This is a genomic window from Microbacterium sp. NPDC055683, assembly GCF_053617895.1.
Map to the genome: position 1 here is coordinate 1 of NZ_JBSHGQ010000063.1, position 13701 is coordinate 13701.

Consider the following 13701-nt stretch of genomic DNA (forward strand, 5'->3'; position numbering starts at 1 on the left):
TCGAGTTCCGCCGCGAGGCTCTTCGCGAACACCCGCACCTGCCCCGGTGTCGCGTCCTCCGCATACGTCACCGCACGACGCGAGTACTCCTCCACCACCTCGTCGGGGAGCCGTTCCCCGTGTTCGCGGATGATGTCCGCCTGACGACGCGTGATCACCTGACGACACAGGGCTTCCGCGACCACGGGGAACCGGTCGGTCAGGGCGAGATCCTGCCGGAGCCGCGCCTCCACCTCCCCCGGAGACAGACGCAGGGCCGTGGCGAGCTCCAGGGCGATGGACCGCCACGGGAATGCGTACCCGGACGCGTCCCCGCACCGCGCCGTCTGCGCTTCCGCGACCCGCGCGGCCGCGGCGAACGCTCCCGCTTCCAGGCCATCCAACCGGGCCCGGTCGGCGCGCAGCTCGAGGATCAGGTCGCGCACGTTCCCGATCGTGCGCACCTCCGCGGGGGTCGCCTCCCACGACGACCTCTCCGCGAACCTCGGCTTCCGTCCTGCCATACAACCATCATCAGACCAGCCACCGACATTCGAACAGACGAACGAGACCATCCCGACCCCACGGAGGTCACGGAAAGGTCACGAAACGGGCCAGGGTGGGAGGGGGAAGGTCACTGCGTCCCGGCTCGCTCCGCTCGCTCAACGACCAGGGACGGGCAGGTGCGAACGGAGGGCCACCGCGTTTCAGCTCGCTCCGCTCACTCGACGACCGGGAGGGCAGTGGGAGGGGCACCGCTCTTGCGGCTGACTCCGCTCGCTCGTGCGCTGCGCGATGCGAAGCATTCGCACCGCCCGCGCCATACTGGCCGCGAGGGGGATGACCATGCACAGACCGATCGCCGCGACCGCTGTCCTCGTGTGCGCCGCCGCCCTCATCGCCTGCAGCCCCTCGCCGGGTCCGCACAGCGGATGCGACGACGACGTGCGCACGGCGGGCGCGCCGGGCGACGCCGAGCCGCTGCTCATCCTCGGCGACATGGGTTTCACCCCCACGATCGTGTACGAAGACGGCGCCGTCGTCGTTCCCCTCGCCTCGGACGCCGCGGCGAGCGCGAGCGTCGGCGCGGCCTCGAGGGACACACACAGCGCGAGCGCACGCGGAGCGCACGGCGCGGGCGCGGCCATCCGCCCCCTCATGGCACCCGGCTACACGGGGCCGCAACCTGGCGGGTTCGTCGGCGGCTCGCTCACGGCATGCCAGCTCGCGGCCGTCGCCTCGCGCGCGGACGCCCTGTTCGCGCCGTCGGTCGACTTCGGGGCGCCCATGGTCACCGACAGCGGCAGCACCGATGTCTCCTACCGCGACGAGGCGGTCTCCGTGTACGCGTTCACGCGCGCCGACCCGACGCAGTGGGACGGACTCGCCCCCGGAGCACAGCAGGCACGGCAGGAGCTCGCGGACCTCTGGGACCTCGTGGAGAGCGAAGCCCGGCTGAGCGACCTGCTCCCGATCACACGGCTCCACGTGCGCGTCCTCGACGACCTCGACGATGACGAGCTCGTCGACTGGCCGCTGTCGACGCCCCTCTCGGACCTCGTGCCCGACGGATGCGCCACCCTCGACGACCCCGAGGAGGTGTCAGCGCTCGTCGACCGGCTCGACGACGACCGTCCGCTGCTCGAGACCGCGGCCCACCGCCTCGCGATCCTCGCCGCCGCGCCGGGCTCGCCCGCCTGCGACCCGTAGTGCACGGTTCGCCGGTGCCCCCGCCGCCAACGCCGCGGGACGCCGGTGCCCCGGGACGGTCCCCGGGGACATCCCGTCCGCGTCGTCGGCCGGTAACACGCCTCTGACAGCATGCCCGCGTGACCGAGACCAACGCGCCCCAGACGAACGCGACCGAGACGAAGGCGACCGGGACCGCGCGACCGACGTTCGAGTTCGCCGACGGCATCCGCGCCGTCGCGGCGCTGTGCGTCGCGCTCCTGCACGCGACGACATTCACCGGGCGCGCCGGTGACGTCGAGGAGGCGCTCCCCTTCGTGGCGAGGGTCGCCGAGCTCGGCCACTACGCCGTCCCGGTCTTCATCGTGCTGTCGGGGTTCGTGCTCATGATCCCGGCGGCGCGCGGCGACGGCTACCGTCTGCGCGGAGGGTTCGGCCGCTACATCGGGCGGCGCGCGCGGCGCATCCTGCCGCCCTACTACGCCTCCCTCGCTCTCTTCCTCCTCCTCATCGCGCTCGTGCCCCTGCTCCAGCATCGCGCCGGCACGGCATGGGACAACAAGATCCCCGTCACCGTCGGGGGAGTCGTGTCCCACCTGCTCCTCGTGCACAACGTGAGCCCGGCATGGATCTACCAGATCAACGGGCCGGCGTGGTCGGTCGCGACCGAGTGGCAGATCTACTTCCTCCTGCCCCTCGTGCTGCTGCCCCTGTGCCGCTGGATCACCCCGTGGGGGATGCTCGCGATCGCGCTCGCACTCGGCCCCGCCCTGACCCTGCTCGTGCCCCGCACGGCGTCGGCGAGCTTCTGGTTCATCGGCCTCTTCGCGCTCGGGATGATCGCCGCCCTCCTGACGGTGCGCGGCTCGCGCATCGCGCCCGCCTGGTTTGGATGGGCGGCGCTCACGGGCATCCTCGCCGGGGCCGGCTGGATGCTCGTCGACCCGCCCACCAGCCTGCTCGCGCGCATCGCCGCCGACACGCTCGTCGGCGCCGCCGTCGCGGCGGGCCTCGTCGCGCTCGGGCGCTCGTCGATCGACGGCCGGACGACCCCGGTGCGGCGTGTCTTCGAGTGGCGCCCGCTCGTCGGCACGGGCACGTGGTCGTACAGCATCTACCTCATCCACTCCCCTCTGCTCGGGCTCGCCAACCTGCTCCTCCTGCCCCTCGCGCTCCCGACCGCCGTGCACTGGCTCATCATGGTGTTGGGCGCTCTCCCGATCGCGCTCGGCATCTCGTACCTCTTCTTCCAGCTCGTCGAGCGCCACTTCACGACGAGCCACCAGAGACGCGAGCTCGCGACGGGTAGCCGGGCGTCGGATGGGCCTCCCCCTTCGGGCGTAGCCTGACCGGATGAGCCTCGAGACCCTGTGGCCGCTCTTCGCCCTCGAACTCGCGACGCCGCGCCTGCGCCTGCGCCTGCTGCGCGACGACGACCTCGCTCCCCTCGCCGACGCGGCCATCGCGGGCATCCACGACCGCGACCGCACGCCGTTCCAGACGCCGTGGGCCGACGCCGAGCCCGCGACGCTCCGCCGCGAGTTCGCGCGCTTCCACTGGGGTCGCCGCGCGCGGATCTCCCCCGGCTCCTGGGGCCTGAGCTTCGCCGTCCGCGCGGATGGCGTACCCGTCGGCATCCAGGACCTCGATGCCGACGACTTCGCCGCGCTCCGCACCGTCCACACGGGATCGTGGCTCACGCGTTCGGCGCAGGGGCGGGGCATCGGCACCGAGATGCGCGCCGCGGTGCTCCTGTTCGCGTTCGACGTGCTCGGAGCCGAGTGGGCCGTGTCGGGCGCCGCGAGCTGGAACGCGGCGTCGCTCGGCGTCTCGCGCCGGCTCGGCTACCGCGAGAACGGCATCACGCGCGTGCATCCGCAGCCGGGACAGGTCGACGACATGATCGGCCTGCGGCTCGCCGCCGAGGAGTTCGCACGTCCCGACTGGGCGCTGCAGATCGACGGCGCCGAGGCGGCGCGGCACAGCCTGGTCGGCGAGCCGGTGTGAGCGACGAGGAGATCCTCTCCGGTGGCAACATGGGGCCGGTCGTGCGCGTGGGCGACACCGTGCGCCGTGTCGCCGGACCGTGGACGCCGGCCGTGCACGACCTCCTGCGGGAGTGCGAGAAGGCGGGGGTCCACCGGGTGCCGCGCCCGCTCGGGAGCGACGATCAGGGTCGAGAGATCCTCTCGTACGTCGACGGGCGCATGATGAGCGCGCTGCCCCCGGGCGAGATGTGGCGGCCGGATCTCCTGACGTCCGCGGCGGTCCTCCTCCGACGGATCCACGACGCCGGCGTGCCGCTCGTCGCGTCGCGGGGCCCCTGGCGACAGCCCGCGCGCGAGCCGGCCGAGGTGATCTGCCACAACGACTTCGCGCCGTACAACCTCGTCGTGTCGGACGACGGCGGCGTCGGCGCGATCGACTTCGACATGGCCTCCCCCGGCTCTCGCGTGTGGGATGTCGCGTACCTCGCCTACCGCCTCGCCCCGTTCGCCGAGGACGCGCCCGGACACGACGTCGCAAGGGACGGCTCCCGGGAGGCGCGCGTCGCCGCGCTCGTCGCGGCGTACGGCGGATCCTGGGCGCACGACGACATCCGGGCCGAAGCCGCCCGCCGGCTCGACGCGCTCGCGGCCTTCACCGACGACCGCGCCGAGTCGACCGGGCGAGCGGACTTCGTCTTCCACGCCGGCATGTACCGACGCGACGCCGCGCGGCTCCGACGACGCCGCTCCCAGGATCCGTTCACGGAGGGTGCCTAGCGTCGACCCTCCGAACCGGACCGATGAACGGAGACCTCATGCCCCCGCTCACCCAGCGCTTCCCCCTCGCCGGCGACCTCGGACTGCTCGTGCTCCGCATCGCCCTCGGCATCGTGATGATCGCCCACGGCGCGCAGAAGCTCTTCGCGTTCACGCTCGCGGGCACGACCGAGAGCTTCACGGCGATGGGGATGCCCCTCGCCTCCGTCGCGGCGCCCCTCGCGATCGCCGTCGAGCTCCTGGGCGGCGCCGCCATCCTGCTCGGAGCCGCCGCTCCCGTCGCGGGCGGGCTCATCGCCGCTCAGATGCTCGTCGCCACAGCGCTCGTGCATCTGCCCTACGGCGTCTTCGTGGCGGACGGGGGCTGGGAGCTGACGGCGCTGCTCGGAGCGTCCGCGCTCGCGGTCGCCCTCGTCGGCGCCGGCCGCTTCAGTCTCGACGCCGTCATCGCGGCCCGCCGAACGCCCGCCGCCGCTGCGGCGTGACGACTCAGCCGATCTGCTCGGACAGCTCCAGCCAGCGCTCCTCGAGCGCGGCGGTCTGCTCCTCGAGCGCGCGGATCTCCGCGGTCAGCGCGCCCAGCCCCGCGTAGTCGCCCTGATCGTGCGCGGCCATCCTGTCGTGCACGGTCGCGATGTCCGCGGCGAGCTTCTCGAGCTTGCGCTCGGCTGCGGCGAGCTCCTTCTGCGCGGCGCGCAGCTCGGCTCCCGACAGGCCGGCTGCTGCCGCGGGGACGGATGGCGCGGGCGCCGACGGCGCGGCGTCCTGCGCCGCGCGCAGCCGCAGGTACTCGTCCACCCCGCCCGGCAGGTGGCGCAGGCGGCGGTCGAGGATGGCGTACTGCTGATCCGTCACGCGCTCGAGGAAGTAGCGGTCGTGCGAGACGACGAGGAGCGTGCCGGCCCACTCGTCGAGCAGGTCCTCCATGGCGGCGAGCATGTCGGTGTCGAGGTCGTTCGTCGGCTCGTCCAGGATGAGCACGTTGGGCTGGTCGAGCAGCACGAGCAGGAGCTGCAGGCGGCGCTTCTGCCCTCCCGAGAGGTCCTTCACGGGCGTCGACAGCTGCGCCGATGAGAAGCCCATCCGCTCGAGGAGCTGGCCGGGGGTCAGCTCCGACGCCTTCGAGCCCGCGCCGAACGTGTAGCTCGTGCGGAGACCGGAGATGACGACGCGGACGGGGTCGTCGAGGTGCGGATCGAGCTCGTCCATCCGCTGCGTGAGGGTCGCGACCTTGACGGTCGTGCCGCGCTTCACACGGCCCGAGGTCGGCTCGACCGTGCCCGAGACGAGGCCGAGCAGCGTCGACTTGCCGGCGCCGTTGACGCCCAGGATGCCCGTGCGCTCGCCGGGCGCGATGCGCCACTCCACGTCGCGGATGATCTCGCGGTCGCCGTACGCGACGCCCGCGTCGAGCAGGTCGACGACGTCCTTGCCGAGCCGCGAGACGGCGAGCGACTGCAGCGCCACGCGGTTGCGGATCTCGGGCACGTCGGCGATGAGCTCGTTCGCGGCGTCGATGCGGAACTTCGGCTTGGAGGTGCGCGCCGGTGCGCCGCGGCGCAGCCAGGCGAGCTCCTTGCGCGCGAGGTTCTGACGGCGCTGCTCGATGGCCGCCGCCTGCCGGTCACGCTCGACGCGCTGCAGGATGTAGGCCGCGTACCCGCCCTCGAAGGGCTCCACGATGCGGTCGTGCACCTCCCATGTGGCCGTGCAGACCTCGTCGAGGAACCACCGGTCGTGCGTGACGACGAGAAGTCCCCCGGCGTTCGCCGACCACCGCTTCCTCAGGTGCGCCGCGAGCCACGAGATCGACTCGACGTCGAGGTGGTTGGTGGGTTCGTCGAGCGCGAGCACGTCCCAGTCGCCGGCGAGCAGGCGGGCGAGAGCGACACGGCGGCGCTGGCCGCCCGAGAGCGAGCCGATCCGCGCGTGCCAGTCGAGGCCGCCGAGGAGACCGGCGATGACGTCGCGGATGCGCGCCTCGCCCGCCCACTCGTGCTCCGGCGCATCGCCGACCACGGCGTGGCCGACCGTGTCGTCGTCGGCGAGCACGTCCTGCTGGTCGAGCACGCCCATCGTGACGCCGCCGCGCACCGTGACGCGCCCGCCGTCCGGCTCGAGACGACCCGCGAGCATCGCGAGGAGCGAGCTCTTGCCGTCGCCGTTGCGGCCCACGATGCCGATGCGGTCGCCCTCGTTCACGCCGAGCGTGACGGAGTCGAAGACGATGCGGGTGGGGAACTCGAGATGCAGGGCCTCGGCCCCGAGAAGATGCGCCATGTCCCTACCAGGGTAGGCGACGCGCGCCCGCGCGGGCGCGCTTCGCCTACCGGTCTCAGCCCTCCAGGAGCGGGTCGACGCCGAAGTGCGCGGCGAGCGTGGAGACCACCTCGTGCGCACCCTGGATCGACACCGAGGCGAGGAAGACCGCGTCGTCGACCGCGAGCTGCTCGCCCTCGAGCCGCGCCCACAGGGGGTTCGACTCGAACTGCTCCCGCTGCGCTCGCGAGGCGTCGCCCTCCGACCCCTCGGGCTCCCACGAGCTCACGAGCACGAGGCCCGCGTCGACGTCGAGGATCTGCTCCTGCGAGATCGGCACGAAGATCGACTCGGTCGTGTCGGGCGCGGTCTCCGGCCGCGGGATGCCCATGTCCGCGAGGATCTCGCCGATGAACGAGTCGCTCGAGTACAGGCGGGCGGTGTCCTCGCCCGCGAACCGGACGAGGGTCGCGGTGAGGTCGGGCTGCGCCTCGAGGATCTCGGCGCCGACGGCGGCGGCCCGCTCCTCGTAGGCGGCGACGGCCTCCTCGGCCTGCTCCACCTTGCCGAGCGCCTCGCCGAGGAGCACGACGTTCTCGCGCCACGTCGGCCCCGTGCTCTCCGAGAAGACGGTGGGCGCGATCTGGGATAGCTGGGGGTACAGCGCCTCCTGGCGGACCTTGGCCGACACGATGAGGTCGGGCTCGAGCGCGAGGATCGCCTCGAGATCGGGCTCGGCGATCGTGCCGACGCTCACGGCGTCGCCCGCGAGCTCGCTCACGTCGCCGAGGTACGGGGCGAACGGCTGCTCGGGGTCCTGGCGGTAGTCGGCGTAGCCGACGAGCTCGGCGCCCAGCAGCAGGGTGGCGTCGACGTAGCTCGGGTCGAGCGCGACGACGCGCAGCGGCTGCTCGTCGATGGTCGTCTCGCCCATGGCGTGCTCGATCGTGATGGGGAACGCGGCGGCCGTGTCGGCGGCCGCCGCCGTCTCGGCGGGAGCCGCGGCCCCGTCGGCGGGCGCACAGGCGACGAGCAGGCCGGCGGCGAGGCCGAGCAGGCCCAGGGCGGCGGATGGGCGCAGGAGAGTCATGCGGATCCTCTGTGGGGAGTGGTGGTGGGACGGTGCTGGTCGCCGCGATTCGGCAACCCGCGAAGGTGAGACTAACCTAAGACCCAGCTATGTCCCGTCCTGCCGCCGCGCGACCGCGCACCGTCCTCCTGTGCGCCCTCGCCCTCGTGGCGGCGCTGCTCGTGAGCCTCGCGGTCGGTGGCCGCCCGACGTCGCCCGCCGAGGTCGTCGGAGCCCTGTTCGCGCCGACCGGCACGGACGCCGACGTCACGATCCTCGGCCTCCGGCTTCCCCGCACCGTGCTCGGCCTCGTGGTCGGAGCGTGCCTCGGGGTGGCGGGCGTGCTCGCACAGGGGCACACGCGCAACCCCGTCGCCGACCCCGGGCTGCTCGGCATCTACCAGGGCGCCGCCCTCGCTGTGGTCGCCGTGACCGCGGCCGGCGCGAACCCGCCCGCCTTCGTCCTCGCGCTGTGCGCCTTCGGCGGCGCGCTCGTCGTGGCGCTGCTCGTCTTCGGAATCGCGCGCGTGGCACCGGGGCGAGAGGGCACGCTCTCCTTCGTGCTCGCAGGCGTCGCGATCTCCGCGCTCGCCTCGTCCCTCGTCACGGCGATCTCGCTTCTCGACCTGCAGGCGCTCGACCAGCTGCGCTTCTGGCAGGTCGGCTCGCTCGCGTCCCGCAGCGGAGCGCTGGCCTCGGTGTGGCCGCTCGTCGCTGCGGGCATGATCCTCGCCGCCGTCAACACCCGCGCGCTCAACGCCCTCGCGCTCGGAGACGACGCCGCCTCCGCGCTCGGCCAGGCGCCGTGGCGCGCCCGAACGGTCGGGATCGCGGCCATCGCGTTGCTGGGAGGCGCAGCGGTCGCCCTCGCGGGTCCGATCGCGTTCGCGGGTCTCGTCGTGCCGCACCTCGCCCGACGCCTCGTCGGCCCCGACTACCGCTGGCAGGTCCCGGCCGCCGCGCTGCTGGGCCCCGCCGTCGTGCTCGTCGCCGACACGATCGGCCGCGTCGTCGCCCGCCCCGGGGAGATCTCCGTCACCGTCGTGCTCGCCGTCGTCGGCGCCCCGCTCTTCGTCGCCATCGCCCGCTCCCGCCGGACGGTGGCCCTGTGAGCCGGCACTCTGTGAGCCGGCGCCCGCGCGTGCGCCCCGCGCGCCTCGGCCCGCTCTCGACTCTCCTGCGCCCCCGGGCGATCGCGACGACGGCCGTGCTGGCGCTCCTCGCTCTCGCGGCATTCGCCGTCCACCTCTCCGTCGGCACCACGGTCATCCCCTTCGACGAGCTCCTCCGCGCGCTCGTCGGACGGGCATCCGACGATGCCACCGGTCTCATCGTCCACGGATTCCGTCTGCCCCGCGCGACGGCCGCGCTCACGGCCGGTCTCGCCCTCGGGATGGCCGGCGCCCTCACGCAGACGATCGCCCGGAATCCGCTCGCGAGCCCCGACATCCTCGGCGTCACGTCGACGGCAGCGCTCGGCGCGGTGGCCGTCCTCGTCCTCGCCGGCGGCGCGAGCGGAGGAGCGAGCGGCGTCGCGGCGTCCGTGCTCATGCCCGCCGCAGCGCTCGGCGGCGGCGTCGTCGCCGGGGCCGTCACCGCGGCGCTCGGATGGCGCGGCGGCATCGACCTCCACCGCACCGTGCTGGCGGGGATCGGCGTCGCGTGGCTCGCGACGAGCCTCACGACCTGGCTCCTCACCCTCGGCGACGTGACGAATGCGGCGATCGCCGTGACGTGGATGAGCGGATCGCTCAACGGCCGCGAGTGGAGCGCCATCGCCCCGAGCGTCCTCGCCATCGCCGTGCTGCTCGTGGCCGCGTCCGGCCTCGCGCACGCCCTCGCGCTCACGGCGTTCGACGACCAGACGGCCGTCGGGATCGGCGTGCGGCTCGGGCCGGTCCGGCTCGCCGCGCTCGCGACGGCCGTCCTGCTCGCCTCCTTCGCCGCGCTCGTCGCCGGCCCGATCTCGTTCGTGGCCCTCGCTGCTCCGCAGATCGCCCGCCTCGCCGCGCGCACGCCGACTCCCCCGCTCTGGGCGAGCGCCCTCGTCGGCGCGACGATGCTGCTGACCGCGGATCTCGTCGCGGCGCAGCTGTTCCCGCTCCCCCTGCCCGCCGGCGTCGGCACCGCTCTCGTCGGCGTGCCCTACCTGCTGTGGCTCATCATCCGAGGACGAAGGAGGATCGCGTGACGCCCGCGCGCCTGGAAGCCGTCTCGCTGTCGCTCGCGTACGACGGCCGCACCATCATCGACGGCCTCGACCTTGCCGTCCCCGCGGGGCGCGTGACCGCGATCATCGGGCCCAACGGCTGCGGCAAGTCGACGCTGCTGCGCGGCTTCGGGCGGCTCCTCGCCCCCGCGGCCGGGCAGGTGCTGCTCGACGGCTCGCCCGTGGAGCGGATGGCGCATCGCGAGCTCGCGCGCCGGGTCGCCCTGCTGCCCCAGGCGCCGACCGCTCCCGCTGGCCTGACGGTGCTCGAGCTCGTCGCGCGCGGACGCACGCCGCATCAGCACTGGTACGACCGCTTCTCGCGCGACGACGAGCGCATCGTGCGCGAGGCGCTCGCGGCGACGGGGCTCGCCGACCTCGCCGACGCGCCGCTCGACGAGCTGTCGGGCGGCCAGCGGCAGCGCGCGTGGATCTCGCTGACGCTCGCCCAGCAGACCGAGACCATCCTGCTCGACGAGCCGACGACGTACCTCGACGTCGCGCACCAGCTCGAGGTGCTCGACCTCGTCCGCTCGCTCAACCGGGAGTCCGGACGGACGATCGTCATGGTGCTGCACGACCTCTCGCTGGCCGCACGCTACGCCGACTGGCTCGTGGCCCTGTGCGAGGGGGCCGTCGTCGCTGCCGGCGAACCGCGCGAGGTCGCCACCCCCGAGGTGCTCGCGCGGGTGTTCGGCATCCGCTCGGCACTCGTCGCCGATCCCGACGGCGGCGCCCCGCACATCCTGCCGCTCGGGCTTCCGCGATGACGACGGAGGGCCGGGGAGTCGTCGACTCCCCGGCCCTCTCGGATGCCCGCGATCAGCTGGCGCGCGAGCGGCGCTTGTTCCAGACGTCGAACGCCACCGCCAGCAGCAGCACGAGGCCCTTGATGAACTGCTGGTAGTCGGTGCCGATGCCGAGCAGCGACATGCCGTTGTTGAGCACGCCCATGATGAGACCGCCCGTGATGGCGCCGATCACGGTGCCGACACCACCCTGCACGGCGGCACCGCCGATGAACGCCGCCGCGATGGCGTCGAGCTCGAACAGGTTTCCTGCGCCGGGGCCGGCCGAGTTGAGGCGCCCCGTGAACACGAGGCCCGCGAGCGCGGCGAGCACGCCCATGTTGACGAAGAGGTAGAAGTCGACCTTCTTCGACTTGATGCCCGACAGGTCGGCCGCGTGGCGGTTGCCGCCGATCGCGTAGATGTGGCGCCCGAACACCGAGCGGTTCATGACGAGCGAGTACCCGAGGATGAGGACACCCAGCACGATGAGCACGATGGGCGTTCCGCGCGACCCGTCGGCGATGCCGAGCAGGTACGTGAGGTACGCGATGAGCGCCGAGATGAAGACGAGCTTCACATAGAACCAGGAGGCGGGCTCGCTCTCGAGGCCGAGCTTCACGCGCTTGCCGCGCTCGCGCAGCGAGTTGCCGATGTAGAGCAGCAGCGCGAGGATGCCGAGGCCCACCGTGATCCACTCCGCGGGCGAGCTCGACGCGGGGAACAGCTGCGGGAAGAGGTAGCCGCCGCCGAGCTGGCGGTACTCGGTCGGGAACGGCGTGATCTGCGTGTTGCCGAGCACGATCTGCGTGAGGCCGCGGAAGAGGAGCATGCCCGCGAGCGTCACGATGAACGCGGGGATGCCCACGTAGGCGACCCAGAACCCCTGCCAGGCTCCGACGGCGGCGCCGATGAGCAGCGAGACGATGATGCCCGCCCACCACGGCCATCCCCAGTGCACGATCATGACGCCGGACACGGCGCCGACGAACGCGGCGACCGAGCCGACCGACAGGTCGATGTGGCCGGCGATGATGATCATCACCATGCCGATCGCGAGGATGAGGATGTAGCTGTTCTGGACGATGATGTTCGACACGTTGCCGGCCGTCAGCAGACGGCCGCTCGTGACGATCTGGAAGAACAGCACGATCGCGATGAGCGCGAGGAAGATGCCGATCTGGCGGAGCCTCGAGGTCAGGAACGCGATCGCGTCGCGCACGGGCGACGGCGCGGGGGCGTTAGCTGAGGACATGGTCGGCTTCCTTCTCCTTGGTCATGAGCTGCATGAGCGACTCGGGCGTCGCCTGTGCGATGGGCAGTTCGCCCGTGATGTGCCCCTCCGAGATCGCGTAGATCCGGTCGCAGATGCCGAGCAGCTCCGGCAGCTCGGACGAGATGACGACGACGGCCTTGCCCTGCGCCGCGAGCTCGTTGATGAGGGTGTAGATCTCGTACTTGGCGCCGACGTCGATGCCGCGCGTCGGCTCGTCGAGGATGAGCACCTCCGGATCGGAGAACAGCCACTTGGAGAGGACGACCTTCTGCTGGTTGCCTCCCGAGAGCTTGCCGACCACGGACGCCACGGTGGGCGCCTTGATGTTCATGCTCTTGCGGTAGCGGTCGGCGACGACGTACTCCTCCTGCGCGTCGACCCAGCCACGGCGCGCGAGCTTGCCGAGCGATGCGAGCGAGATGTTCCGCTTGATGTCGTCGATGAGGTTGAGGCCGTAGACCTTGCGGTCCTCCGTGGCGTACGCGATGCCCGCGTCGATCGCGTCGGCGACGGTGCGCGTGTTCACGGCCGTGCCGCGCACCGAGACGGTGCCCGAGATGTTCGCGCCGTACGAGCGGCCGAAGATGCTCATGGCGAGCTCGGTGCGGCCGGCGCCCATGAGGCCCGCGATGCCGACGACCTCGCCCGCCCGTGCGTGCAGATTGGCACCGTGGATGATCACGCGCCCGGGCTCGGTGGGATGGCTCACCCACCAGTCCTCGACGCGGAACACCTCCTCGCCGATGTCGACCGTGCGGTCGGGATAGCGGTGCGCGAGATCGCGGCCGACCATCCCCTTGATGATGCGGTCCTCCGAGACGTCGTCGGCCTTGAGCTCGAGGGTCTCGATCGTGCGCCCGTCGCGGATGATCGTCACGCGGTCGGCGATCGCCTTGATCTCGTTGAGCTTGTGGCTGATGATGATCGACGTGATCCCCTGCCCCTTGAGGTGGCGGATGAGGTCGAGCAGGTGAGCGGAGTCCTCGTCGTTGAGCGCGGCGGTCGGCTCGTCGAGGATGAGCAGCTTGACGCGCTTCGACAGCGCCTTCGCGATCTCGACGAGCTGCTGCTTGCCGACGCCGATCTCGTTCACGGGGGTCGCCGGGTTGTCGCCCAGCCCGACGCGCGCGAGGAGCTTCGAGGCCTCGACGTTCGTCTCGTGCCAGTCGATGAACCCGTTCTTCTGCCGCTCGTTGCCGAGGAAGATGTTCTCGGCGATCGACAGGTAGGGGCTGAGCGCCAGCTCCTGATGGATGATGACGACACCCGACTCCTCGGAGTCGCGGATGTCGCGGAACGAGGCGACCTCGCCCTCGAGGACGATGTCGCCCTCGTACGTGCCGTTCGGGTAGACGCCCGAGAGCACCTTCATGAGCGTCGACTTGCCTGCGCCGTTCTCGCCGCAGATGGCGTGGACGGTGCCCCGCTCGACCTCGAGCGTGACGTCCTGCAGTGCCTTGACGCCCGGGAACTCCTTGGTGATGCCGCGCATCTCGAGGATGGTGTTCACGCGTTCGCTTTCTCGCTGTGCGGGTGGGACCCGTCCGGCCCGCCGCGCCGCCGGCGGGGGGGGGGGCGGCGGGGGGGGGGGGTATAGTGGGCCGGGGGCGGGGGGTTAGCCCAGGGGGGGCGGAGGACAGCCGGGGTGTGTGCCGGGACGGAACGCG

The 13701-nt window shown here is 72.4% G+C and carries 13 protein-coding genes; 8 read left to right on the top strand and 5 right to left on the bottom strand.

Features of this window, described 5'->3' with window-relative positions:
* A partial coding sequence (locus tag ACWGPF_RS16690; RefSeq protein ID WP_452333858.1) for a DUF222 domain-containing protein occupies positions 1-503 on the bottom strand: 503 nt, incomplete at its 3' end.
* 322 nt (positions 504-825) lie between these two features.
* Here ACWGPF_RS16690 and ACWGPF_RS16695 point away from each other — a divergent pair.
* The 5 genes from ACWGPF_RS16695 to ACWGPF_RS16715 all read left to right on the top strand — a co-directional run bounded on the left by ACWGPF_RS16695 (position 826) and on the right by ACWGPF_RS16715 (position 4918).
* Entirely contained in the window at positions 826-1689 is an 864-nt protein-coding gene (locus tag ACWGPF_RS16695) for a hypothetical protein (RefSeq protein WP_452333859.1), read from the top strand.
* A gap of 119 nt (positions 1690-1808) precedes the next feature.
* Positions 1809-3017, top strand: coding sequence for an acyltransferase family protein (locus ACWGPF_RS16700; RefSeq protein ID WP_452333860.1), 1209 nt, complete (start codon positions 1809-1811; stop codon positions 3015-3017).
* 4 nt (positions 3018-3021) lie between these two features.
* Positions 3022-3675 carry a GNAT family N-acetyltransferase gene (locus ACWGPF_RS16705; RefSeq protein ID WP_452333861.1) on the top strand — a complete coding sequence of 218 codons (654 nt, stop codon included), beginning with the start codon at positions 3022-3024 and terminating at the stop codon, positions 3673-3675.
* Positions 3672-4433: a phosphotransferase gene (locus tag ACWGPF_RS16710; RefSeq protein WP_452333862.1), complete on the top strand. Its 762-nt coding sequence runs from the start codon at positions 3672-3674 to the stop codon at positions 4431-4433. The genes ACWGPF_RS16705 and ACWGPF_RS16710 overlap by 4 nt, the downstream gene beginning before the upstream one ends.
* Before the next feature lie 38 nt (positions 4434-4471).
* Positions 4472-4918: a DoxX family protein gene (locus tag ACWGPF_RS16715; protein WP_452333863.1), complete on the top strand. Its 447-nt coding sequence runs from the start codon at positions 4472-4474 to the stop codon at positions 4916-4918.
* Between the two features lie 4 nt (positions 4919-4922).
* Here the strand turns inward: ACWGPF_RS16715 and ACWGPF_RS16720 are convergent, their stop codons facing one another.
* Together ACWGPF_RS16720 and ACWGPF_RS16725 are read right to left on the bottom strand one after the other, a co-directional pair.
* Positions 4923-6713: an ABC-F family ATP-binding cassette domain-containing protein gene (locus ACWGPF_RS16720; RefSeq protein ID WP_452333864.1), complete on the bottom strand. Its 1791-nt coding sequence runs from the start codon at positions 6711-6713 to the stop codon at positions 4923-4925.
* Positions 6714-6768: 55 nt separating this feature from the next.
* Positions 6769-7782, bottom strand: a complete 1014-nt coding sequence (locus ACWGPF_RS16725) for an ABC transporter substrate-binding protein (protein WP_452333865.1) — start codon at positions 7780-7782, stop codon at positions 6769-6771.
* Between the two features lie 89 nt (positions 7783-7871).
* Here ACWGPF_RS16725 and ACWGPF_RS16730 point away from each other — a divergent pair, with 89 nt between their 5' ends.
* Genes ACWGPF_RS16730 through ACWGPF_RS16740 form a run of 3 tightly spaced genes read left to right on the top strand, consistent with a single transcriptional unit; the run spans position 7872 to position 10740 of the window.
* Entirely contained in the window at positions 7872-8873 is a 1002-nt protein-coding gene (locus tag ACWGPF_RS16730) for a FecCD family ABC transporter permease (RefSeq protein ID WP_452333866.1), read from the top strand.
* Positions 8870-9952: a FecCD family ABC transporter permease gene (locus ACWGPF_RS16735; RefSeq protein WP_452333867.1), complete on the top strand. Its 1083-nt coding sequence runs from the start codon at positions 8870-8872 to the stop codon at positions 9950-9952. The genes ACWGPF_RS16730 and ACWGPF_RS16735 overlap by 4 nt, the downstream gene beginning before the upstream one ends.
* Positions 9949-10740 (top strand): ABC transporter ATP-binding protein, encoded by a 792-nt coding sequence (locus ACWGPF_RS16740; RefSeq protein ID WP_452333868.1) that lies wholly within the window; start codon positions 9949-9951, stop codon positions 10738-10740. Before ACWGPF_RS16735 ends, ACWGPF_RS16740 begins: the two co-directional genes overlap by 4 nt.
* A gap of 52 nt (positions 10741-10792) precedes the next feature.
* On the opposite strand, the gene mmsB is transcribed toward ACWGPF_RS16740, so the two are convergent.
* Together mmsB and mmsA are read right to left on the bottom strand one after the other, a co-directional pair.
* Complete coding sequence (mmsB, locus tag ACWGPF_RS16745) at positions 10793-12013, bottom strand: multiple monosaccharide ABC transporter permease (RefSeq protein ID WP_452333869.1); 1221 nt, start codon at positions 12011-12013, stop codon at positions 10793-10795.
* Positions 12000-13526, bottom strand: a complete 1527-nt coding sequence (gene mmsA / locus ACWGPF_RS16750; RefSeq protein WP_345436932.1) for a multiple monosaccharide ABC transporter ATP-binding protein — start codon at positions 13524-13526, stop codon at positions 12000-12002. Before mmsA ends, mmsB begins: the two co-directional genes overlap by 14 nt.
* Positions 13527-13701 lie beyond the last annotated feature (175 nt).

What these genes read in the sequence shown, in the direction of transcription:
- ACWGPF_RS16695 (WP_452333859.1), top strand. Translation starts at nt 826, where the DNA reads ATGCACAGACCGATCGCCGCGACCGCTGTCCTCGTGTGCGCCGCCGCC.
- ACWGPF_RS16705 (WP_452333861.1), top strand. Translation starts at nt 3,022, where the DNA reads ATGAGCCTCGAGACCCTGTGGCCGCTCTTCGCCCTCGAACTCGCGACG.
- ACWGPF_RS16715 (WP_452333863.1), top strand. Translation starts at nt 4,472, where the DNA reads ATGCCCCCGCTCACCCAGCGCTTCCCCCTCGCCGGCGACCTCGGACTG.
- ACWGPF_RS16720 (WP_452333864.1), bottom strand. Translation starts at nt 6,713, where the DNA reads ATGGCGCATCTTCTCGGGGCCGAGGCCCTGCATCTCGAGTTCCCCACC.
- ACWGPF_RS16725 (WP_452333865.1), bottom strand. Translation starts at nt 7,782, where the DNA reads ATGACTCTCCTGCGCCCATCCGCCGCCCTGGGCCTGCTCGGCCTCGCC.
- ACWGPF_RS16730 (WP_452333866.1), top strand. Translation starts at nt 7,872, where the DNA reads ATGTCCCGTCCTGCCGCCGCGCGACCGCGCACCGTCCTCCTGTGCGCC.
- mmsB (WP_452333869.1), bottom strand. Translation starts at nt 12,013, where the DNA reads ATGTCCTCAGCTAACGCCCCCGCGCCGTCGCCCGTGCGCGACGCGATC.
- mmsA (WP_345436932.1), bottom strand. Translation starts at nt 13,526, where the DNA reads ATGCGCGGCATCACCAAGGAGTTCCCGGGCGTCAAGGCACTGCAGGAC.